Origin of the sequence: Spirosoma sp. SC4-14 (assembly GCF_037201965.1) — a bacterium.
In the GTDB taxonomy this organism is placed as follows: Bacteria; Bacteroidota; Bacteroidia; order Cytophagales; family Spirosomataceae; genus Spirosoma.
On the sequence record NZ_CP147518.1, the window covers coordinates 2,981,333 to 3,002,319 of the forward strand.

17 protein-coding genes are annotated in these 20,987 nt (G+C 49.1%); 7 read left to right on the forward strand and 10 right to left on the reverse strand.

Annotation, left to right across the window (positions count from 1 at the left end):
* Window positions 1-45: 45 nt before the first annotated feature.
* Together WBJ53_RS11965 and WBJ53_RS11970 are read right to left on the reverse strand one after the other, a co-directional pair.
* Window positions 46-768: a siderophore-interacting protein gene (locus WBJ53_RS11965; RefSeq protein WP_338876353.1), complete on the reverse strand. Its 723-nt coding sequence runs from the start codon at window positions 766-768 to the stop codon at window positions 46-48.
* 59 nt (window positions 769-827) lie between these two features.
* Complete coding sequence (locus tag WBJ53_RS11970) at window positions 828-1,706, reverse strand: AraC family transcriptional regulator (protein WP_338876354.1); 879 nt, start codon at window positions 1,704-1,706, stop codon at window positions 828-830.
* A 125-nt stretch (window positions 1,707-1,831) separates the two neighbouring features.
* On the opposite strand from WBJ53_RS11970, the gene WBJ53_RS11975 reads away from it, so the two are divergent.
* Together WBJ53_RS11975 and WBJ53_RS11980 are read left to right on the forward strand one after the other, a co-directional pair.
* Window positions 1,832-2,233 (forward strand): nuclear transport factor 2 family protein, encoded by a 402-nt coding sequence (locus tag WBJ53_RS11975; RefSeq protein ID WP_338876355.1) that lies wholly within the window; start codon window positions 1,832-1,834, stop codon window positions 2,231-2,233.
* A 4-nt stretch (window positions 2,234-2,237) separates the two neighbouring features.
* Complete coding sequence (locus WBJ53_RS11980; protein WP_338876356.1) at window positions 2,238-2,831, forward strand: GNAT family N-acetyltransferase; 594 nt, start codon at window positions 2,238-2,240, stop codon at window positions 2,829-2,831.
* A gap of 82 nt (window positions 2,832-2,913) precedes the next feature.
* Here the strand turns inward: WBJ53_RS11980 and WBJ53_RS11985 are convergent, their stop codons facing one another.
* Together WBJ53_RS11985 and WBJ53_RS11990 are read right to left on the reverse strand one after the other, a co-directional pair.
* Entirely contained in the window at window positions 2,914-3,285 is a 372-nt protein-coding gene (locus WBJ53_RS11985) for a hypothetical protein (protein ID WP_338876357.1), read from the reverse strand.
* 211 nt (window positions 3,286-3,496) lie between these two features.
* Window positions 3,497-5,416, reverse strand: a complete 1,920-nt coding sequence (locus WBJ53_RS11990; protein WP_338876358.1) for a M14 family metallopeptidase — start codon at window positions 5,414-5,416, stop codon at window positions 3,497-3,499.
* A 406-nt stretch (window positions 5,417-5,822) separates the two neighbouring features.
* Here WBJ53_RS11990 and WBJ53_RS11995 point away from each other — a divergent pair, with 406 nt between their 5' ends.
* The gene (locus WBJ53_RS11995) at window positions 5,823-7,733 is read left to right on the forward strand and encodes a S9 family peptidase (protein WP_338876359.1); all 1,911 of its coding nucleotides are present in this window, start codon (window positions 5,823-5,825) and stop codon (window positions 7,731-7,733) included.
* Window positions 7,734-7,932: 199 nt separating this feature from the next.
* Window positions 7,933-8,355 (forward strand): EamA family transporter, encoded by a 423-nt coding sequence (locus WBJ53_RS12000; RefSeq protein ID WP_338876360.1) that lies wholly within the window; start codon window positions 7,933-7,935, stop codon window positions 8,353-8,355.
* Between the two features lie 24 nt (window positions 8,356-8,379).
* Here the strand turns inward: WBJ53_RS12000 and WBJ53_RS12005 are convergent, their stop codons facing one another.
* From WBJ53_RS12005 to modA, 3 genes are all read right to left on the reverse strand, one after another.
* Window positions 8,380-9,195, reverse strand: coding sequence for an ATP-binding cassette domain-containing protein (locus WBJ53_RS12005; RefSeq protein ID WP_338876361.1), 816 nt, complete (start codon window positions 9,193-9,195; stop codon window positions 8,380-8,382).
* Window positions 9,192-9,857 (reverse strand): molybdate ABC transporter permease subunit, encoded by a 666-nt coding sequence (gene modB / locus WBJ53_RS12010; RefSeq protein ID WP_338876362.1) that lies wholly within the window; start codon window positions 9,855-9,857, stop codon window positions 9,192-9,194. The genes WBJ53_RS12005 and modB overlap by 4 nt, the downstream gene beginning before the upstream one ends.
* Before the next feature lie 93 nt (window positions 9,858-9,950).
* Entirely contained in the window at window positions 9,951-10,688 is a 738-nt protein-coding gene (modA, locus tag WBJ53_RS12015) for a molybdate ABC transporter substrate-binding protein (protein WP_338876363.1), read from the reverse strand.
* Window positions 10,689-10,930: 242 nt separating this feature from the next.
* On the opposite strand from modA, the gene WBJ53_RS12020 reads away from it, so the two are divergent.
* Both WBJ53_RS12020 and WBJ53_RS12025 read left to right on the forward strand, forming a co-directional pair.
* A complete protein-coding gene (locus WBJ53_RS12020) occupies window positions 10,931-11,611 on the forward strand; it encodes a response regulator transcription factor (protein ID WP_338876364.1) in 681 nt (226 codons plus the stop codon).
* Window positions 11,608-12,978: a HAMP domain-containing sensor histidine kinase gene (locus WBJ53_RS12025; protein WP_338876365.1), complete on the forward strand. Its 1,371-nt coding sequence runs from the start codon at window positions 11,608-11,610 to the stop codon at window positions 12,976-12,978. The genes WBJ53_RS12020 and WBJ53_RS12025 overlap by 4 nt, the downstream gene beginning before the upstream one ends.
* Window positions 12,979-13,167: 189 nt before the next feature.
* Here WBJ53_RS12025 and WBJ53_RS12030 read toward each other — a convergent pair whose 3' ends face one another.
* The 3 genes from WBJ53_RS12030 to WBJ53_RS12040 all read right to left on the reverse strand — a co-directional run bounded on the left by WBJ53_RS12030 (window position 13,168) and on the right by WBJ53_RS12040 (window position 19,152).
* Window positions 13,168-16,506, reverse strand: coding sequence for a UTP--glucose-1-phosphate uridylyltransferase (locus WBJ53_RS12030; protein WP_338876366.1), 3,339 nt, complete (start codon window positions 16,504-16,506; stop codon window positions 13,168-13,170).
* A gap of 89 nt (window positions 16,507-16,595) precedes the next feature.
* Window positions 16,596-17,549, reverse strand: coding sequence for a sugar phosphate nucleotidyltransferase (locus WBJ53_RS12035; RefSeq protein WP_338876367.1), 954 nt, complete (start codon window positions 17,547-17,549; stop codon window positions 16,596-16,598).
* A gap of 235 nt (window positions 17,550-17,784) precedes the next feature.
* Window positions 17,785-19,152: a TrpB-like pyridoxal phosphate-dependent enzyme gene (locus WBJ53_RS12040; RefSeq protein ID WP_338876368.1), complete on the reverse strand. Its 1,368-nt coding sequence runs from the start codon at window positions 19,150-19,152 to the stop codon at window positions 17,785-17,787.
* A gap of 135 nt (window positions 19,153-19,287) precedes the next feature.
* Here WBJ53_RS12040 and WBJ53_RS12045 point away from each other — a divergent pair, with 135 nt between their 5' ends.
* On the forward strand, window positions 19,288-20,706 hold the full coding sequence (locus tag WBJ53_RS12045; RefSeq protein WP_338876369.1) for a DUF4403 family protein: 1,419 nt from the start codon (window positions 19,288-19,290) through the stop codon (window positions 20,704-20,706).
* Window positions 20,707-20,987 lie beyond the last annotated feature (281 nt).

Here is a 20,987-nt window from a genome sequence, read left to right on the forward strand (position 1 = left end):
TCGTTAATAGTTGTCATTCGTATCTGCTGAAAAAAATCCTGCTAATTACTCCAGCCCTGTTTTCAGTGGGTTCCAGAATGGTTTTGTTTTGATCTGTCGGCCTGACCAGTTTAGTGAATAACGAAAATAATGACTGAGGGTCACGCAAAGCCGACTGTCGCCACCTACGTATAAAGTACCTTTTCCCTGACTTTGCCGGATGAGCGAGTGCAGTTGCTCAATGACCGTTTCGCCCGGATTTCGAGGCAATACCTGAAATTGGAAAGGAGTGCCGCCATCGAGGTCGGCGAAAAAATCAGTTATACGGTCGGCATAAATCAGGCCGAACACTTTTTTGTCGCCGGTAAGATTTCGTCTGATTTCATATAAATGGGCAAGGGCAGACGGATCGCCAACAAACAGGTAATAGTCGCCACTATCGTCGACAGTAAATTTCCCTTTGGGGCCGCTGAAATAAACGGTTTCGCCCGGATTAACCGTCTGAACCCAACTGCTGCCAATGCCCGTAGCGTGCGTACACACCGCCAGATCGATAGTTGCCCTGTCGGGGGTATATTGCCAGACCGAATAGGTGCGCACTTTGTCCTGCATGGAGGTCGACTTATCGGCGCCTACCAGTATTCGTAAATGTTCACCGGGAATATAGTTCAGATTAGCCAGATCATCGCCCTGAATCGTCAGGTGAAACGTATGATCGGCAATCTGTCGTTTTGCTGTCAGCGTCGCTTTATGCAAAAGCCGTTTGGCAATGGTATCAATAAAAGTCATCGTATTGAATGGTTTAATACGACGCAAAGAAACGTGGAGAACTTAGCTGAAAAAATGGTTTAAAGCAGGGTTCTGGTGGATAAATCGTGGAATGACTGGCGAAAGGACAGAGGAGTTTGTCCGGTAGCTTTTCGAAATAAGCGGGAAAAATAATGCTGATCGGGAAACCCTAACTGATAGGCAATGTCTTTAATTGGGCTTTGTGTATGAAACAGAAGGCGCCTGGCTTCGAGCATTGTCTGATGCTGAATCCAGTAAGAAACCGGAAAGCCTGTTTTCTGTTTGACTGTATCGGTTAAGTGATTAAGCGACAGATGAAGCGCTTCGGCATACTGGGTCGGACGTTTCCAGTCGATATACCGGGTTTCGACTAACTTTCGGAAGGCCGCAACTATTTCGTCGGGCCGGTTTTCGGCGTGTTCCGATGTTTGCCTAACCGCCTGATAGAGATCACAAATAGCACTTACCAGCGAGTTTAGCAAAGTTTGTTGAGTAAATGGCCGGGAATATTCCGACTCGAAAAAGGTGCAGAGTAAACCAGCCAGACTATGGATAGTAGCCAACTCTTCGGCTCTGAAAGCCGGCACCGAGATAAGATTCACAACCTGAATGAGCGGAACCAGTTCAGGTGCCAGTAAACCCGGATCGAACGAAACCAGCCAGCCTTCGGGATACAGATAATCCAGTACGCTATGGACCTGTTCGGGACGAATGAGGCAGAAAGCAGGCCCCGAAAATTGATATTCCTCAAAGTCAATGAGCACCCGTCCGCTACCATTTTTCAGAACAAAGAGCATGTAGGAGTTATCGCGATGAGCAATATCAATAGCATGTTCGGGTGGTTCGTTCACCGACTGATGGGTAATAGACCGGACGTGTAAACCAGCTTTGGCGGATGGCGTTAATCCAAAAACTGGTATATTTTTTCTTCTGCTCAAGTGCTATAAACGAGTAAGTAGCCAGCTTTTAGCTACGAAAATACAATTCTATTGCTGCAATAGGCAAATCCGCATGGGAATCGCTCTGTATCTTTGCCGCTTTCAATCCTTTTACTTTTTGTTACATGACTGCTCTGGATATTGTTAAAGAATACTACGCTTGTTTCAATCAGAAAAACTGGAATGGTATGATGGCGTTGCTGGACGCTACCATCCGTCATGAACCAAACCAGGGTGAGGTGCGGATCGGGCTGGAAAAATTTGCCGAGTTTATGAAAATAATGGATACGGCCTACGAAGAAACCCTGACCGATATGGTATTCCTGACCGAGCCAACCGACTCGCGGGTGGCGGTTGAGTTTATGGTCAACGGAATTTATAAACAGAGCGAACCGGGTTTGCCCGAAGCGCACAATCAGCCGTATCGGTTACCGGCAGCGGCATTTCTGGACGTGAAAGCCGGAAAAATTACGCGGGTAACTACTTACTATAACCTGCCTCTCTGGATTAAACTGGTTTCTGAGTAGCCGAATGCGATCGTTGTCGTTTATTACCCGAAAAGGACCCGAGCTAGAGTCGGTATTCGACGGGCTGGCTCAGTTGCGAATTGCCGTATTTCGCGATTTTCCTTACCTCTATGAGGGATCAGTCGACTACGAGAAAGAATATCTTCAGACCTACATGCTGTCGGAACGGTCGTTCCTGTTTGCCGTTTACGATGGAAATAGGATGGTAGGTGCTACCACTGCTATTCCTCTAAGCGATGAAACCGCCGACATTCGCCGACCATTCGAACAGGCTCAGTATGACGTTAGCCGCATCTTTTATTTTGGTGAAAGTATTTTGTTGCCTGCCTTTCGTGGGCAAGGGCTGGGTCATCGTTTCTTCGATGAGCGGGAAGCTCACGCCCGTAGTTTCGGAACATTCGCCACAACCTGCTTTTGTGCTGTCGACCGTGGGCCGAACCATCCGGCTCAACCCTCCAACTATCGACCAAACGATGTGTTCTGGCAAAAGCGGGGGTATACTAAACAGGAGTCGCTACGCAGTACACTCGACTGGCCGGATATTGGCGAAACGATTGCAACATCCAAGGCGATGGTCTACTGGATGAGGGCGTTATGACAGGAATCTCTCCCGGTAGCTATAGCCTCCGGGAGAGATTCCTGCTGGATAACTAGCCAGCTATTGCCCGAAAACGATGAACTTACCGAGCAATGGAGGTAAATCGTACATCGAACGTTCCAGAAGCATGTTTGCCCTTAATCGACACTTCATAGTGTGCCCCTTTCTGATTGACTAAATGAATGGTGCTGGCGTCTGATCGGTCAATTTTTTTGTAATACACATAATCGGAGGGCGATTTGATGGTGGCTTCCAGATCACCGCTGAGCTCTTTAAACGCATAGGCCAGATAGGTATCGTTGTTGGGGACGTGAAGCGTAAATACCTGCTTTCCGGTCATATCTTTAAAGTCGGCTTTTGTGACGTGTGCTGTTGAGGTTCCCTGCCATTCTTTGGTAAAAGAACAGGAACTGAAAACGTATACCATACAGGCAACTACGACGAAGCGGTTCATAGCAATGGTTGTTTAAATGGATTCGGTTAACCACTAGATGAACAACGCCTGTGTTCGGTTGCATGGAGGCTGGAATTCCTTTCTGCCATTCAGGCCAGCAGCATTATAACTTCTGATAAAACAGACAATAAGCCAGTAAGAATGGAAACAGAAATTCAATAGGGAGACTCTACGGCCTCCCTATTGAATTGAAAAAAATAGTATGAATCAACTACTTACCGATCGTAATCTCCTTTTCTTTATAACCACCACGGGTCGACAGTAACTTCAGTTTGGCTTTAACACTGCCCGGCTGATTGAGTTTTACGTGGAAGGCAGCCTCTTTTTTCTCACCGATGTTCGTATAGCCTGTATAGATAGTTTTGTCGAATAAGGCAGGCTGGGTAATCACTACTTTGGCATCCTTATCGCCTTTCAGTAATGCTTTGTCAATGTCTAACACGAGTCGATCTTCCTGAACCATTTTAACGCGTTTGGCCTGTTCGAGCGCTACCGGTAGCTGGCCCGAATTGGTCCAGGTTGCTTTTATCTCATATTCATTATTCGCCAGCGGTGTTACCGTCACATCGGTCAGTTCGATCTGGGGTAATTCTTTAGCCATCGCCAGATTAAACTGCGACTGTTTCGAAATCCAGTTATCTAAAATCCAGGCGGGTCCGTTTTGCGAGAAAAACTTAGGATTGAAGCCCCCAATCTCTACCTCGCCTAACTGCGGATGTGTCATTTTGGTCCAGGGTTTGAAACCACGTTTTCCATTGGCTTCATCGTCCCACATCAGCGCATCGTATTCGTCGCGGTCGCCATCGCCATCATAATCTTTCATGGCTCCGTTGTTCCAGAGTTCATCGCCATACCAGACCGCGCCGTATTGGAAATAGCCAAAATCAGGACCATGCCCAAACAGGGGTTCTGGTTTCGACGGGTCGCCTGTCAAACGGTTGGTTTTGCGCCGGGTATTATAGACTTCATACACATCACCCGCCCACGGATAACCCGTAATGGAAAGCCCCAGGCTATCCATATGCTTATAGATGGCTTCGTCGGCCGGAAACATACTTTCGGCACTGGCCGATGTGGAGGGTGGGCGCAGGTGCATCGGCACACTGGTATCCATCGAATTAACGACCGTGATGTTCGGATGACCCATCAGCCACACAAAGGTAGCGCGGGTTTCGGGTTCGCTGAGCGGAAACTGGCTGGCTCCATTTTGCGTATAACCGCGACCCGTAAAATCGCCACCCTGATCGGGCCGCCAGTTTTCGGGATAGTTCCGGTGATTGTCCAGACCACCGATACCGTCTTCATTGAATTTGCCATCACCGTCATTATCAATACCTTCGGTATAAACCAGATGCGTTCCCTGCCCGGCATGAACCCGCTTCATCAAGCGGCCTGACTTATCTTTTGGATCGACGACATAATCTGCTTTTTCCAGTTCTTCTTTGGTAACCGCTTTCTTCCGAATCTGGTAAATAACACCGTCGCCGTCGAGATCGTCTTCTGAATCTTCATCGAATAAACCATCGCGGTCGTTGTCGGTCGGACGGATAGAACTACGGTTTCGTTGGGCCGTAAAGAGATACATGGTGGCACCGTCGGGGTTGTTTTCGGGCCGTAGGTAAATCGTTTTGCTATCGAGCAGTTGGGTTATGGCTGCATCTTTGCCGTAGTTGTCGAGCAGGTGTTTGGCCAGCCACAGAACGGCTTCGCTACTGGTCACTTCACCGCTGTGTCGACCGCCTTCGAAGTAAGCAGCAGGCTTGTCGGTGTGTTTTCCCGTTTTTTTATTGGTCAGGGTCATTTGCAGAATCGGGCGCCCTTCGTAACTCCTGGCTACTTCATATAAATCGACCAGATTGGGGTATTGCTCGGCCCATTTGCGGCACCAGTAATACATCACCTCGGGGGTATGATAGGTATCGAATTTAAGCGTTGCGCCGGGCGTGTACTGGACGTCTTTAAACTTGTGCTTTTTAAAATAGCTGATGCCGTGTCGCTCGCCTTTTACGGTATAAAATTTACTGGCTGTGTCTTGCTCAGGCCATTTTTCTTCGGTGCCATAATAGGACCGTTGGGCAAAAACTCCGGTGCTGATACTTAAACAAAACAGTACCGTACAACAATGTTTCATGAGAAAGTTGTAGTTAAGAAAGCAGAAAGATAGTTAGTTGATGCGTTTGGGGATTCGCACCTTCAATTTATTGAAGATTTTGTGTATTGCCTGCTAGGCCGAATAAACTCCCGAATAAATCCAGAAAATACCAATTAAAAGCCAGTAGTTATCAGTCATTGAACATTGGCAAATACATTGTAATGGCTAATAAACCAATGACAAGATTAATCGGGTTGTGATGGTAATTTTTCGTTCGATCCATTTTTATGAACAATGATGAATACCGTTTTTGCTGGATTGCTGCCATTGAGGCAAAAGATAGACAGTTATTTCGAATTTTGCTGTTTAATGCTAGCTTTACCTGACTGTTAATCAATAAAGTAGCTTTTTGTATGATACATTTTACCAGCAAACTCTCCTGACGATGAAACAACAACAAACCCGGCTACTGATGCTGGCAATTAGTTTATCGCTGCTTGCCACTAGTCTACTGGCTGGTCCGGGGCCTCGCAAAACGGCCGACCGCAAATACACCATCGAGCAATTTATGAAAACCGTTCGGTTCGGTGGGGCCGACATTTCGCCCAACGAGCAGACCGTGCTCTTTAGTAGCAACCAGGATGGCGTTTTCAACCTCTACGAAATGCCGTTCGACGGAAATGGGAAACCTAAGCAACTCACTTTTTCGAAAACCGATGCCATTTTTACCATTGGTTACTTACCCGATGGACGCATTCTGTACAGTAGCGATCAGGGAGGTAATGAGCTGAATCACATCTATCTGCGGGAAAAAGACGGTGCCGTTTCTGATCTGACACCCGCCGAAAAGGCAAAATTTCAGTTTTCTGGGTTGAGCCACGATCGAAAAAGCTTTTTCTATCAGTCGAATCAGCGCAACCGGGCCGCATTCGATTTATATGAGATGGAGCTTGCTACACTAAAACCCAGACTGGTTTTTGAAAATCCGGGTGGCTTTTTCCCCGGTGATGTGTCGCCTAATAAACGCTACATTGCCCTGTCGAAACCCTCAACAACTACAAATAGCGACGTTTATCTGTACGATACCCAAACAAAAGAAGCCAAACTGCTGACCAGGCACGAAGGCGACGTGAAAAATGGGCCGGAAAGCTTTACTCCTGATGGCAAAAAGCTGCTGATCTCTACCAACGAAGGCAATGAGTTTACCTATATAAAAACCTATGATCTGGCCACAGGCCAATGGGAGTTGCTCGACAAAGCGAACTGGGATATTTCGGGCGATTATCCATCGTATCGAGGGCGCTATCGGGTGTTGTCGGTCAACAACGATGCCCGAACCGAGTTGAAAATTATCGATACCCGTACTGGTCAGCCTCTTACGCTTCCTGCTTTGCCCGGTGGCGATGTAACAGGGGTCACCATTGCAGATAAAGAAGATCGTATGATTTTCTTTGTGAATAGCTCCAACTCACCGGCTACACTGTATTCGTATGAGTTAAAAACGGCTAAGGCAACTCCCTTGGTTCGGGGCCTGAATCCTGAAATCAACCCCGACGATCTGGTGGCGGGCGAAGTGATCCGGTTCAGGTCGTTCGATGGAATGGAAATTCCGGCGTTGCTCTATAAACCGACCACGGTAAAAGCAGGCGATAAACTACCCGCCATACTACAAATTCACGGTGGGCCGGGCGGCCAAACACGCCTGACCTATTCGCCGTTGGTGCAATATCTGGTCAATAATGGCTATGTGGTGCTGGCCGTAAATAACCGGGGAAGCTCGGGATATGGCAAAACGTTTTATGCCGCCGATGACCGTAAACATGGCGATGCCGACCTGAAAGACTGTGTGGAATCGAAGAAATTTCTGACCGGAACCGGCTATGTTGATCCCGCCAGGATCGGGATAATGGGTGGTTCATATGGCGGCTACATGACACTGGCTGCATTGGCTTTTACGCCCGACGCCTTTGCCGTTGGGGTCGACATTTTTGGCGTGGCCAACTGGATTCGTACGCTGAACAGTATGCCCGAATGGTGGGGCCCCCAGCGCGAAGCTCTTTATAAAGAAATCGGTCATCCGAAAACAGATTCTGTTGCGCTCTACAACAAGTCGCCGTTGTTTCATACCGACCGAATCAAAAAGCCACTTATTGTTATTCAGGGAGCCAATGATCCGCGGGTTCTGAAGGTGGAGTCGGACGAAATTGTGGCGAATGTAAAGAAGAACGGTGTGCCGGTCGAATACGTAACGTTTCCGGATGAGGGGCACGGTTTTGTGAAAAAAGAGAATGAAATAACAGCCTATAAAGCCATCCGGGAATTTCTGGACAAATACCTGAAGGGGCCAGGACAGTAAAGGGCCGCAAATCAGACTTTCTTCAATAAAGTGCCGCCAAACTGACCAGTTTGGTGGCACTTTATTTTGTTACAGGCTATGAATCAGGTTTAGTCAACAGGCTGGTTATAAAAATTGTCAAAGGTTGGGATGTCGATCTTCATAACCTTCTGGTATCACATTCGGTTGATGCATAACGACACTTCGTTTGCATTAACCTATGTGGATACTATTTTCAATACTTGCCGCAGTGGCAACGGCCATTGTGGTTACGCTCTCTAAAGCGGGTATCAAAAATGTCGATTCGAGTCTGGCGTTTGCCATCCAGTCGGTGTTGATTCTAATCGTGTCCTGGGGGGTGGTGATCGGCCAGGGGAATTTGCCGGAGGTAGCCCGCATCGAGCGACGAGTCTGGATCTATCTGATCGTGGCGGGCATTGTTACCTGCCTGTCGTCGCTACTATCGTTTCGGGCACTCAAGTTAGGCGATGCCGCTCGGGTTGCCTCGCTCGATAAGGTGTCGCTGGTATTTTCTATTCTATTGGCTGTTGTATTTCTAAAAGAAAAAGTGAACTGGCAAGTACTGGCCGGAGCTGCCCTGATGGCTATCGGCGCAATCGTGATCGCCATGTCGCGGGAGTAGCGTTAATCCTGAACCGGTCGTAAGTTAAAATGTGAGCTGGATAAAGTCGTTCACCTTAAGCTGGCTCCAGGCCGGGTTTGTTGAGCGTAACGACAGCGTATCGGTTTCAACGACCCATTCCTGTTGAGTATTATCGAAAGAAATGGACCGGATCTGTTCCGATTGAGGGCTGCCGGTGAGGGTTTTCAGCACGGGCTGGTCGCTTTGAATTCGACCCTGGGTAAGCCGAATAACCCGATCGGCCAGTACCCGCACATCCGTTTCGTAATGGCTCACCAACAAAGTTGTTGTTCCCCAATGGTTATGAAGCTTTAATACTAACTGCCGAAGCTGCTGACTGGCTACTGGGTCGAGGGCAGCAAAGGGTTCGTCGAGTAGCAGCAGTGCCGGGCGTCGGATCAGGGCGCGGGCCAACGCAACGCGCTGGCGCTGGCCTCCCGACAAGGCGGCTGGTTTCTGCCGGATGAAGGGTTCAAGCCCGGTTTCCTGAATAAGTTGATCGAGCAGTCGTTCACTATGCGGAGGGGTTACAAACTGAATATTTTCCAGTACGGTCATATTTGGGAAGAGGGCCGTATCCTGAAAAACATACCCGATTGACCGTTGTTGCGGAGCAAGATTAATGCGCCTGTCGGTGTCGAGCCATAGGCTGTCATTAACCTCAATCTGACCACGTTTGGGCGTTTCGAGCCCGGCCAGCAACCGCAGCAGCGTTGTCTTTCCCGAGCCCGACGGCCCTACCAGCGCAGTCAGGCTTCCGGTTGGGAGGGTAAACTGAACCTGAAGCTCTGTTACGCCTTCCGAAAATAATCGTGGCATAGTCACATCCAGTCGAATCATACGGTAACGCGTTTGTTAATGCCATAAACCAAAAGCAGAACCAGGAAGGAGATTCCCAGCAACAGGGCCGCGTAGGTATGTGCCGACTCAAAATGTAATAACTCCACTTCATCGTAAATAGCAATAGAGGCAACGCGGGTTTGACCGGGCAGGTTTCCGCCAATCATGAGCACCAGGCCAAATTCGCCGATGGTATGCGCAAACGACAGCACAATTCCGGTCAGCAGAGCCGGTTTACAGTTCGGAAGCAAAACACGCCAGAGCGTGCGGGTTGGCGATTGGCCGAGGGTGTACGCCACTTCGCGCCAGGAAGCGGGTAAGTTTTCGAGTCCGGCCTGAATCGGATGAACCATAAAAGGCAGGCTATAGAGCAGCGAAGCAATTACCAGGCCTTCGAACGAAAAAACCAACTGAACATTAATTGTGTGCAACAGCCAGGCTCCCAGCCAGCTTGTTGGGCTGAAGGCGAGCAATAAATAAAAACCAACTACCGATGGCGGGAGTACGAGCGGAAGGCTAATCAGCGTTTCGACCACCGGTTTAAGCTGGAACTGGCTAAGGGCCAGCCAGCCAGCCAGCGGTATGCCGAGCAGCAATAAAATTCCTGTAGTAATACTGGCCAGTCGCAACGTAAGCCAGATCGGTTCCCAGTCAATGGGCATAGGAGAGGGGGCGGTTTATGGTTTACGGTTTACGGTTGCGCTGCCTAAGAAGGGTGTATGCTGATAAGCGGAGCAAGCATAAACCGTAAACCCTTAGGGTACACGATAGCCGAACTGTTGCAAAATACGGCGGGCATTCGGGCCGCGCAAAAACTGAACAAATTCCTGAGCCGCCTTGCTTTCGCTGGTTCGTTTTAGTACAACAACACCCTGGGCAATGGGCGAGTAGCTTTTAGATGGTAACTCAAGCCAGTGGCCGCGCTCTTTCAGACTCGAATCCAGCACAACCGATTTTGCCGTAAAGCCGACTTCTGCCGATCTTGATAAAATATACTGATTGACCTGAGCAATGCTTTCGCCATAGACGATTTTGGTACGGATGGATTGGGGCAATCGGGCTTGTTTGAGTACACTCTCAGCCGCTTCGCCATAAGGCGCTTTGGCTGGATTGGCTATGGCAATATGCCGTACGGCCGGATTTTGCAGCATTTTCAGATCTGCCGACAGAGGCAGGTTGCCCATTGTCCAGAGAACAAGCGTGCCGTAAGCATAAACAAGGGGAGCCTGTTGAGTCAGCTTTTGCCTGAAAAGCGTTTCCGGGTAATTCATATCGGCCGATAAAAACACATCGTAAGGAGCACCCTGCTGAATCTGCGTAGTGAGTTTGCCCGATGAGCTGACAATCGACTCTACGGTGATACCCGTTTTTTTCTGGAACTCCATTCGAAGTTTTTCCATAACAAACTGGGCATTGGCGGCAACCGCCACCCGGATTGTTTGGGCCCGAAGGCCAACAGGCCAAAGTAAAAAGAAAAGAACCAGTTTTTTCATGAACTCGCAATGGAAATCAGAAACGAGATAGCCCAGAAAGGTCTAACTTCGTTATGGTTAAACAAATATAACGAGCGTAAGACAAAATCAAAGGCTGCGTTAGACTCGAAAAAAGGTATAGTCTGCTTTTTTGGTGGAGTTTTATGAGGGCTATTACCAGATTAATAGTTGATTATAATTCGTATCTGGTCGCACCTATGGCCGCTTTCGACTTGTTGTAAGAAGGACTATCGACTTACATTATGACTGTTTTATTAGTTGAGGATGACGCTAATCTAACTGACTTTATTCAAAAAGGACTACAAGCTGAAGGTATGCAGGTGACGGTAGTTTACGATGGCTTTATCGGTAAACTTACCATCGACGAACGAGCATTTGATGTGGTAGTGCTTGATGTGAATCTGCCCAGCATCAATGGGTATGAATTATGCGAACACATCAAAAAAACGCGGCCTGGGGTGCCGGTTCTATTGCTGACGGCTTTGGGGAGCTTATCGCACAAAGTAGTTGGTTTTGGTGCGGGTGCCGACGATTATCTGGCCAAACCGTTTGAATTTCAGGAACTGGTGCTTCGTCTGAAAGCCCTTGCCCGACGGCCCATATCGGTTGATGTGCGCTCAACAAAACTTAAAATGGCCGATCTGGAACTGGATGTCGATGCCCGGTTGGTTACTCGGGCCGGAAAGCTGATCGCGCTAACTGCTCGTGAGTATGCGCTGCTCGAATACCTGATGCGGAATGCCGGACGGATCGTTAACCGGATCGACATCCTTCAGCAAGTTTGGGAGTTGAACTTCGACACCAATACCAATATTGTAGACGTTTACATTAACTACCTGCGTCGAAAAATCGACAAGGATTTTGAGCCGAAATTGTTGCATACAGTGATTGGTATGGGCTATCAACTTCGGTACGAATCATGACCATTCGCCAGCGGATAACCATTGCCTTTACGGTTGTTGTGGTCACGTTGTTTGCGTTGTTTTCGCTGTTTATCTATACGACCTACAGTAGTTACCGATACACGCTGTTTATGAGTCGGCTCGAACGGCGGGCCGAAGCAACGAAAACGTTTCTGACCGACCGGCCAACCTTTCGGGGCACTATCATCATTACGCTGACTGAGCAGTATGAGGCTCTGTTCGATCAGGACGACACTATTATTTATTCGTCGGCTGAAGAAAACGATTATGTTCCTACTCCGAAATTTCTGGAAAAAGTCAGGCAGGAACACCTGATCAAATTCAGGTATCGAACTCCGTCCTGGACGAGCCAGAAAGAAGGTGTTGCTCTGGCGTTTGTTCAGGATAGTAAAACCTATGTTGCTATCGTAACAGCCTATGATTTACATGGTCATCAGGCTGGGCGGTCGCTGGTACTCAGTCTGGTTGTGGGTAATGTGCTGGCGTTGCTGGTAATTGCGCTAAGCGGGCTGTGGCTTTCCGATCGGGCCATGCGACCATTCGACCGGCTGATTACGCAAATTGACCAGGCTCCCATTGATGATTTCGCCTTTCGACTTCGAATGGGCAAACGGCCTAATGAAGCAAATCGGATTGCGGGCTCGTTTAATTCACTATTAGGCAGGTTGCAGGAACTGGCCAAAAGTCAGCACCAGTTTGTTAACTATGCATCGCACGAACTCCGAACCCCACTGGCTGTGGTGAAAGGGCATCTGGAAACAGCGATGGCCTATGAAAACATGCTGCCGGGCGTTCGGATCAGCGTAGGTATTGCTCTGACGAGACTCAACACGGCTATCGATCTGGCTAATGCCTTACTCAAACTGGCCGAAATTGAAGGAATCGATTCGGGGGCTCTCTGGGAAGAGGTTAATGTGGCCGATCTGGTGATGGACACTGTGCAAATGCTGGAGCAGGCTTATCCCGGACAGGTGATTCACGTTCAGTTTTCCGATGCCTTTATTGCCAACAGTACCGAAGGGCAGGTGCGGGGTATCCCGAATCTGTTGCAAACAGCAGTTGGTAATGTGGCCGATAATGCCTGTAAGTATGCGAATGGTAAACCCATTGATCTGAAACTGGATTATGTGCCGGGAAGAATCGAAATTCAGGTAAAAGACTGGGGAATTGGTATACCGGCCGACGATCTGGACAATGTATTTATTCCAATGATGCGAGCCGGAAACGTGGGGAGCGCTCGCGGGTTTGGCCTGGGACTAACGCTGGCCAAACGGATTATTGAACATCATCGGGGTGAGTTGACCATTCAGTCGACAATGGGGAAAGGAACAACCGTAACAATACAATTGCCCATTCACGACGATTGATAGTGGTCGATAGTCATTCGGCGTCATTAGTCATTGTCTACAGAGGCACAGAGTCCACGGAGTTTTAGTCAGTTGCAGGTATTCTCTGTGGACTCTGGGCCTCTGTGGACAATAAAACCCCGGTTAAGCCCAGTAGCTTACATCTCTATTAACGAATAAGGCCGAAGGTAAATAACATCCAACATTCAATTAACCGACGAAACTGCACAGCGATATTATATGATCTTTGCTACCATCGGTTACCCACGAATCGAGCTGAGCGGGGTCTTTCATTTGCTGCCCCCGGAATCGAGGTACGTCAATATACCCACATTGCACGTCGGCCAGGGCCGACATATCGCTCCATAGCTTTTCAATCTGCGCAACCGGGTAAATGTCTTCCTGGCCGTGACCCCAACGATATTTAACATCCTTGATGGTTACGTAAGTAGGAATCCGATGCGCAACGCTTCGTACGGCTTTGGCCAATTGCGCTTCATCTCCTTTTTGCAGATCGTTGCGGGTGAGGCCAAAAAGCTGGAGCAGCGAATCGACCTGAATCCAGGTGGTATTGGTGTTGTAATAGCTCAGGTTCAACTCATCTTCTTCGCGGGGTTGCGCTAAGCCTTCCAGCAGGCGGATATGGCCGTTGACACGCGCCAGCCCACCCCCACGGTCCTCAATCCGACGGGGCACAACCTCAAAGGTAAGCATGTTACCCGATGTCAGATGATAGCCCAGAGCAGCCGGATCAACGTCGGCACCGAGCGTATCGATGTTGTGCAGCATGAGTGTTTCAACCTCAGGGTGCTTGGCCAGCAGTTTTGCCAGTGTGCCGTTGCGCAGCATGTTCGATACTTCGTACCAGTGTCCAAGTGGAGAAAACCGTTGGGCCGCAATGTTATCGACGTAATCGGTGCCTTCGCCTTTCGATTTGGCCCAGCCAATCATCGACTGACGAACTGCATCCCGAACTTTCTGCTTATTTTCATCGAGAGTTTCCTGCGGCATTTCTTCCCACATGAACCGCAAATCGCGCTCCATCGGCACAAAACGTTGCCCAATAGACCGCCCCGGCGACAGATAGGTTGAGCCCTGATAACCGAAATTCCCTGTCTGCTCCAGTTTTTTCTGAATAGGTCCGTGCGTCAGGTAACTCGTTGCCACCAGGTGCGGAATCAGCACGTTATACGTCTGAGACAGTTTCCGGGTTTTGGCCATGTGAATCTCCAGAAAACTCCGATGAACACCGTCTATCTCCACGAAAGGGTTGATGGTTTTAATAACCCCGGCCCCTTTGGTCCAGCGGCTACCCACTCCGGCTCCCAGACTCAGTACGCCAACTTTGCCCGCCCGGATGGCTTCTTCACCAACCTGCGCATAAGACGATAGGGCCTCTAGCTGAGCAATGTCTTCTGGCTTTACATCTTCGATGGTTGTTTCGGCCAGCAGGCGGTTACGTGCCAGACCAATTCGGCCTTTTTGCAATTCTTCCCGAATTTCTTCGTGCTGAATATAGTCGAATCCGTTTTCCTTCTTGATCCGGTCCGCTTTTTCGTTCTCAACGCTTCGGTTGCTCTGCGACGTTGGGTCCGACACTTTAAACAGATTGCTGACAATGGTGCGCAGGAGCGGATACGCCAGATTGTTCTGTTCGCAGTAGGTTGTGAAATAGTCGATTTCGGCCCGGCGGATGTATGGAATTGACCCCGGCTCTTTCCGTACCAGCTCCGATACATGAATGCCATAATATTGCTCGGGCATCAGGGCTTCATTTCCTTTGTGCAGACTAGCCCAGGTACCTTTTGGGTTGATGCTCCAGTTGTATACGACCGGCTCCATGGCAAAGGGCAGCGAGTCGGACAGTTCATTCTTGGTTTTTCGCAGAATGTCCAGCACCTGCATTTTGTAATCTTCGTATTGAGCCGGATTCACAAACATGCCCATACCGCCACCCGACATGCCGCCCAGCATCAGAAAGCCATAGTAGTCGTCGCCAAACTGTTTTTTGGCTTTGGCAATGATCTGCTCGGTGAAATAGGTAGAGGCCCAGGGGATGATAGTTTTGATAGGCCCTTCCCAGTTTCGGGCAGTATTGGCGCCTAATTTCTTAATATCACCTTCTTTGATAGCGGCCAGAATGTTATCAAAAATCTGGTTTGTCTGTTGCCGGGCGGCCCATTCTTTTTCGCCCCGGAGCAGGTATTTTTCGGATACCATTTCCAGAATTGGGCCCACATTGGACGCCATGCCACCGTGCATCAGCACCAGCGAGTTCATGATTTTCTCCTGAATGTCGGGGTGTACGGCCTCGCCCTGCAATACGCGGTGACGCGGTAGCAGTGTGCCCCGGCTGATGCCATATTCCGGGTCGCCTTCCTGCGCAAATGTACCCTGAATGGCTTTGATGCCTGGCCAGACACCGCCCGAGTCCTGCCAGCCACCGCCCGAACCACCAATCCATTCGCCCAGAATAGCCCGTGAAGCTACCAGCCGTCGTTCGCTCTCTTCAAGGCCACCTTCCAGATTGCGCGTTTGGCCCGTAGCCCGCATCAGCAGGCTGATGATCGAGCCCAGCAGGTTGGTCGACACGGCAAAGCGGGAACCTTTCGGAATATCATTTACTTTCGTAACGAGTTCGATACCCATACCTGGTGCAACCACACGACTCAGAATATCGGCCAGCGACTGGTTTGTTCCCTCAAACGATGGCGGAATCAGTCCCGATGCAATAACCCCGGCTTTAATCAGGCTCAGGTAATCGTTTCCGAAATTGAACAGATCGGCCAGATCATGAACGTCTTTTGTGGTATTTAAATCAACGCTGGTCAGCCGAAGAACCGGCTCCGAAATAACCCGCACATAACAATGCAGGGGTGGGCGGATATCTTTGTCGCGCCCAAAAACTCCCAGATCTATCGAGATATTGATTACGCGGGCCCCTTCGGGATAATCCATGCCGAGAAAGAAAATATCCGACCAGCCGCTGTGGGTCAGATCCATACGCACAGATGTCTGCTCGTGAAGAATCGGGTAAAAGAGCGAACTATCGGCGCGTTGGAGGAGTTTTGGGTGAATCCGAATCGGGTGTTCGTCCTGATGGCCAACGCGAAACATCCACTGATTGCCTTTACTCGACCGAACGCTTTTGCGAACCTGGTCGGCCAGAATCTGAAACGACAGATGATGGTAACTGTCGGCCAGAGCGCTAAACAGCATAGCATTCGGTCCCTGTTTGTCGAGTTCGTGCAGGAATGTAGCAATGGCCTGTTCAAATCGGCGGGATAGCAAATCTTCGAAACCGGTATAGGGAATTTTGCCAATTGCCGGTGTTTCTCTGGCATCCATCAGAAAAAACCGAAAACCGGCATATAAGAAAAGAATGGCTCGTACTTTATCGTATAAATTAGTGGTAGACTTTCTGAATTCGTCCAGTTCGCGGAGCGATTTCAGCAGGTTAGTGGCAGAGAGCTTTCTGCTTAATTCAAAAAAGGATCGGTTACGGACAGCAGGATCAGCAGAAGTAATTGTTTCTACGAAAACATTCATATTCGCTTCTTAGATGGAAGGTAATGATTGAATTGTTGAATGATTGAATGACTGAATTATGATTCGTAAGTCAACAAGTCAATCATTTATTATTTCACTGTTTTTCTTGTGTTGGCTTCGGCCAGAAGCTCTACCATTGATGTTAGCGTTTCGTCGTGGGCTACGCCCGCCAGTCCTAGTGCTATTTGAGCCCGAAGTAGCCCATTACGCGCACTCAGATCGTAGCGATTTCCTTTTACCTCCAGTGCCAGATATTTCTCGTTTTCGGCTAGTTCCTGTAGCGTAGGCGTTAACAGAATATTGCTGTTTCCCTGGGCAATCTGTTTCTCCAGTATCTCGAAAACCGTAGGTGTAAACACATGCATACCAAAGAAGCAGAGGTAATAGCCAACCCGCAGACCAGGGGTTTGCAGTTCGAGTTCGGCAATGCTAAGTGATGGTTTTTCGATAATTTTGTCGATCTGATAAACCCCCGTCATGTTCGGGACGTGTTTGCCGGTGAGGGTTCCGTATCGCCCGATCTGGTGTTCGATAGTTGGGTTTACGGCCGATACCGAACACTCTTCCTGGGTTGCCAGTTCGATCAGTTGAGCAGCACAACGTTTGCTGGTAATATTCGAAACATATAAATAATCGCCCAGCAGCAGCAGAAATGGTTCGTTGTTGACAAAATCTTTGGCACAATAAACCGCATGACCATAGCCCAGGGGTTCCTGTTGCTCCGTAAAGTGAATCCGGCTGATAAGATGGTCTATTTTGTCGGCTTCCTCGCGGGCCCAGTCGACGCTTTTAAAGGATTTGACAAGATTGTCGCGCAGGGAGGTGAAGGCGCTCGTATAGCGTTCGCCATCGCCGGGGGCACAAACAACGCAAATTTCCTCGATGCCGCTCAGAAAAGCTTCTTCGGCAATGGCCTGAATTACAGGCTTGTATAATCCGTCTATATCAATAACCGGAAGCATGCCTTTCTGGATCGTATCGGCTACCGGGTACAAACGTTCTCCGCGAGCGGCTGCGGTAATAACAGCTTTTTTTACTTTCATTGGTCAACTAGTATCAGCCGTCGAATATACGGGTACATTGCTGATCTAACCAAACCTTGGGTATAGGGAGAGGGGATGATTTAGGTAGTTAATCTATTAACTGGTAAACAAATCAGCTTTCTTAAACATACGACTGAGCCCGTTTCTAACTACAGACTATGCTGTTGATGGGTGATAGTAACAGGAATGGTCAGGTTTGATAACGTTATCAAACCTGACCATTGAAGCAGCTTTTCTAGGCAATCAACGGCGTGTCGAGTTCGGCGAGCGATGCCTGAATTTCTTCGGAGGTGACCTCGTGCTCTACCAGTTTGCCGCTCAGATACTGTTCGTAGGCGCTCATGTCGAAGTGGCCGTGGCCGCACAGGTTAAACAAAATGGTTTTGGCTTTGCCTTCTTCTTTGGCCTGTTTGGCTTCGCGGATAACCGTTGCAATGGCATGAGTGGCTTCGGGGGCCGGAATAATGCCTTCGGTCCGGGCAAACTGAATACCCGCATCGAAACATTCGAGTTGTTTAAATGCCTGGGCTTCAATGAGTCCATCGTTTAGCAATTGACTCACAATAGCGCCAGCTCCATGATACCGCAACCCTCCGGCATGAATCGGTGCCGGAATGAAATTATGGCCGAGCGTATACATCGGAATCAAGGGCGTCATCCCAACCGTATCGCCCAGGTCGTAGCGGAACACCCCGCGCGTGAGTTTCGGACACGAGGCTGGTTCGGCTGCAATGCAGCGAATCTGCTTGCCTTCAGTCAGGTTATAGCGTAGAAACGGAAACGAGATGCCTGCAAAGTTGGAGCCTCCTCCAAACGGTGCCACCACAATATCCGGGAAGTCGTCGGCCAGTTCTAGTTGCTTGATGGCTTCCAGTCCAATCACCGTCTGATGCATCAGCACATGATTGAGTACCGAGCCAAGCGCATATTTCGTGTGCTCATCCTGCATGGCCAGCTCTACCGCTTCCGAAATGGCAATGCCGAGACTACCGGGCGAGTTGGGGTCCTGGGCCAGAATCTGCCGACCGGCGGCCGTACGTTCCGATGGCGATGGATATACGCTGGCCCCCCAGGTATTCATCATGATTTTTCGATAAGGCTTGCCGTCATAACTGGCACGAACCATATAAACCTCACAGTCGATACCGAACAACTGGCAGGCAAAGCTAAGCGCGCTTCCCCATTGACCGGCCCCGGTTTCGGTCGTAATCCGTTTCACACCCGCCTGTTTGTTATAAAAAGCCTGTGGCACGGCCGTATTCGGTTTATGCGAACCCGCCGGACTAACGCCTTCGTATTTATAGTAGATTTTGGCGGGTGTGTCGAGCAGTTTTTCCAGACGCGATGCCCGGATGAGGGGAGTTGGCCGCCAGATTTTGTAAATCTCCCGTACTTCGTCTGGAATATCGACCCAGGTGTCGGTGGTCACTTCCTGCTTGATCAACTCCATCGGAAACAGTGGAGCCAGCATGTCGGGGCCGATGGGTTCGTGCGTGCCCGGATGAAGCGGTGGAAGTGGCTTGTTGGGCATGTCGGCCACAATGTTGTACCATTGCTCAGGAATAGCCGATTCGGGCAAATTGATCTTCTTGAACTGTGTCATAATTTCTAACGATGGCCGGTGGGGCCGGGTTTAGGAGCAACGATGTAAAACAGTAGTTTTTGGGGCAATCTACTCACGGAGCGCTATAAAAAGCAACCAATTGATGTAACTTAGCTGTTCAATCAACTACCTGTTATGCGCCGTCTTGTCGTGGTTTGTCTGGCTGTTGTCTGGCTCCTGGCTGGCAATCTGAGTTGTCAGTCACCCCACAATCAACTTAACCCCAAAGCACCTAAAGCCGCTTATTCTACCACCGAAATGGAAGTTCGTAACGAACGTTTTCTCTCCACCGTACATGTTCCTGTCTCGATAGCGCTGGCCGATGTCGAACGGCAGATTAACACGCAGGTTAATGGCCTGATCTATGAAGATACTAGTCTCGACGACAACAATCGGGATCAATTCATGACCAAAGTCTGGAAGCGGGGCACTATTCTTGTCAATGCACAGGACAGCCTGTTTCATTTTACGGTTCCGCTCCGAATCTGGGCTAAAGCGGGCGTATCGGTACTGGGTTTTACGCAGTATAAAGAAACCGAATTTGAAATCGACCTGCGTTTCAAAACAAAATTCGACCTCGATACCGACTGGTCGGCGCATACGCAAACCCAGGCCGATGGCTATGGCTGGGTTCGGCGGCCAACGGTTAGTGTGATTGGGGTCAATATTCCCATCACGAATATTGTTGGGCGGTTGATCGACAAAAATCTGGGTACTATCACCAAAGCCCTGGATCAGCAGATACGCCGGAACGTCGATCTGCGAACCCCCGTGCTGAAAGCCTGGAATACACTGCGGGAGCCATATCTGATTTCTGAAAAATACCGCACCTATTTACAGGTTGTTCCCAAACGGGTTCTAATTACTCCGCTTCGTTTCGAAGGGCGTTTTATTCGGGCAACAATTGGTATTGAAGGCTATACACTCACCACAACGGGGGTGAAGCCCGATGTTCGTCCTGTTGTTTCACTACCCGATCTGACGGTCGTGTCGCAGGTGAAGGATGATTTTCAGATTGGCTTGCTAAGTGAAGCGAGCTATCAGGAAGCCGCCCGAATTGCCAGCGAAGAGTTTGTGGGCAAGAGTTTTTCGTTTAGTAATGACCGGTATAACATCACCATCACCAGCATGGAAATGTATGGTCAGAATGAAACCCTTATTATTAAGGCTGGCTTGAAAGGAACCATCAATGGCGATATTTATTTGCGTGGACGCCCATATTATGACGCACAGAGCCAAACCGTTTCGCTGAAAGATCTGGTCTATGATCTGGATACAAAAAACATTCTCCAACGGTCGGCCAGTTGGTTGCTGAAAGGTACATTTGCCCGTACGCTGGAGAAGCAACTGACAATTCCGGTTGGCTCGCAAATTGCCGATATGCACAAACTGCTTCAGGATAAGCTTAAAAACAATCAACTGGCTAAAGGCGTCGTTGTCAATGGCCACATCGACGAAATCAAACCCGATCAGGTTTACCTGACTCCAACTGCTTTGCTGGCCGTTGTCAATGCGCGTGGCCGTGTCGACATCAAAGTCGACGGTTTGCACTAAGAGCAGGCATCTGACGCTTACTTCTGCCCCTCCTCAAGGCTATGCTATTGAGGAGGGGCTTTTGTTTTTGTCTCCGGCTATTTAGGATAATGCTGATAGGGTTTTCGGCCAGGTGTGGATTGTTCATGCCAGCTTTTGCCCATTGACTCATCAGGGTTGTTTTGTTTGGCTATAAATTGCTGAAAGACATAGAAGGAACTATCTTGAATAAGCAAGAAAGTAGAATTTAATTTTGGTTTATGCAGTAGAGGATGCTTTTAAGTTTTGGTAAATAAATAAAA

Coding starts and splice junctions, on each gene's coding strand:
- WBJ53_RS11965 (WP_338876353.1), bottom strand. CDS start 768: ATGACTTTTATTGATACCATTGCCAAACGGCTTTTGCATAAAGCGACG.
- WBJ53_RS11975 (WP_338876355.1), top strand. CDS start 1,832: ATGACTGCTCTGGATATTGTTAAAGAATACTACGCTTGTTTCAATCAG.
- WBJ53_RS11980 (WP_338876356.1), top strand. CDS start 2,238: ATGCGATCGTTGTCGTTTATTACCCGAAAAGGACCCGAGCTAGAGTCG.
- WBJ53_RS11985 (WP_338876357.1), bottom strand. CDS start 3,285: ATGAACCGCTTCGTCGTAGTTGCCTGTATGGTATACGTTTTCAGTTCC.
- WBJ53_RS11990 (WP_338876358.1), bottom strand. CDS start 5,416: ATGAAACATTGTTGTACGGTACTGTTTTGTTTAAGTATCAGCACCGGA.
- WBJ53_RS11995 (WP_338876359.1), top strand. CDS start 5,823: ATGAAACAACAACAAACCCGGCTACTGATGCTGGCAATTAGTTTATCG.
- WBJ53_RS12000 (WP_338876360.1), top strand. CDS start 7,933: ATGTGGATACTATTTTCAATACTTGCCGCAGTGGCAACGGCCATTGTG.
- WBJ53_RS12005 (WP_338876361.1), bottom strand. CDS start 9,195: ATGATTCGACTGGATGTGACTATGCCACGATTATTTTCGGAAGGCGTA.
- modB (WP_338876362.1), bottom strand. CDS start 9,857: ATGCCCATTGACTGGGAACCGATCTGGCTTACGTTGCGACTGGCCAGT.
- modA (WP_338876363.1), bottom strand. CDS start 10,688: ATGAAAAAACTGGTTCTTTTCTTTTTACTTTGGCCTGTTGGCCTTCGG.
- WBJ53_RS12020 (WP_338876364.1), top strand. CDS start 10,931: ATGACTGTTTTATTAGTTGAGGATGACGCTAATCTAACTGACTTTATT.
- WBJ53_RS12025 (WP_338876365.1), top strand. CDS start 11,608: ATGACCATTCGCCAGCGGATAACCATTGCCTTTACGGTTGTTGTGGTC.
- WBJ53_RS12030 (WP_338876366.1), bottom strand. CDS start 16,506: ATGAATGTTTTCGTAGAAACAATTACTTCTGCTGATCCTGCTGTCCGT.
- WBJ53_RS12035 (WP_338876367.1), bottom strand. CDS start 17,549: ATGAAAGTAAAAAAAGCTGTTATTACCGCAGCCGCTCGCGGAGAACGT.
- WBJ53_RS12040 (WP_338876368.1), bottom strand. CDS start 19,152: ATGACACAGTTCAAGAAGATCAATTTGCCCGAATCGGCTATTCCTGAG.
- WBJ53_RS12045 (WP_338876369.1), top strand. CDS start 19,288: ATGCGCCGTCTTGTCGTGGTTTGTCTGGCTGTTGTCTGGCTCCTGGCT.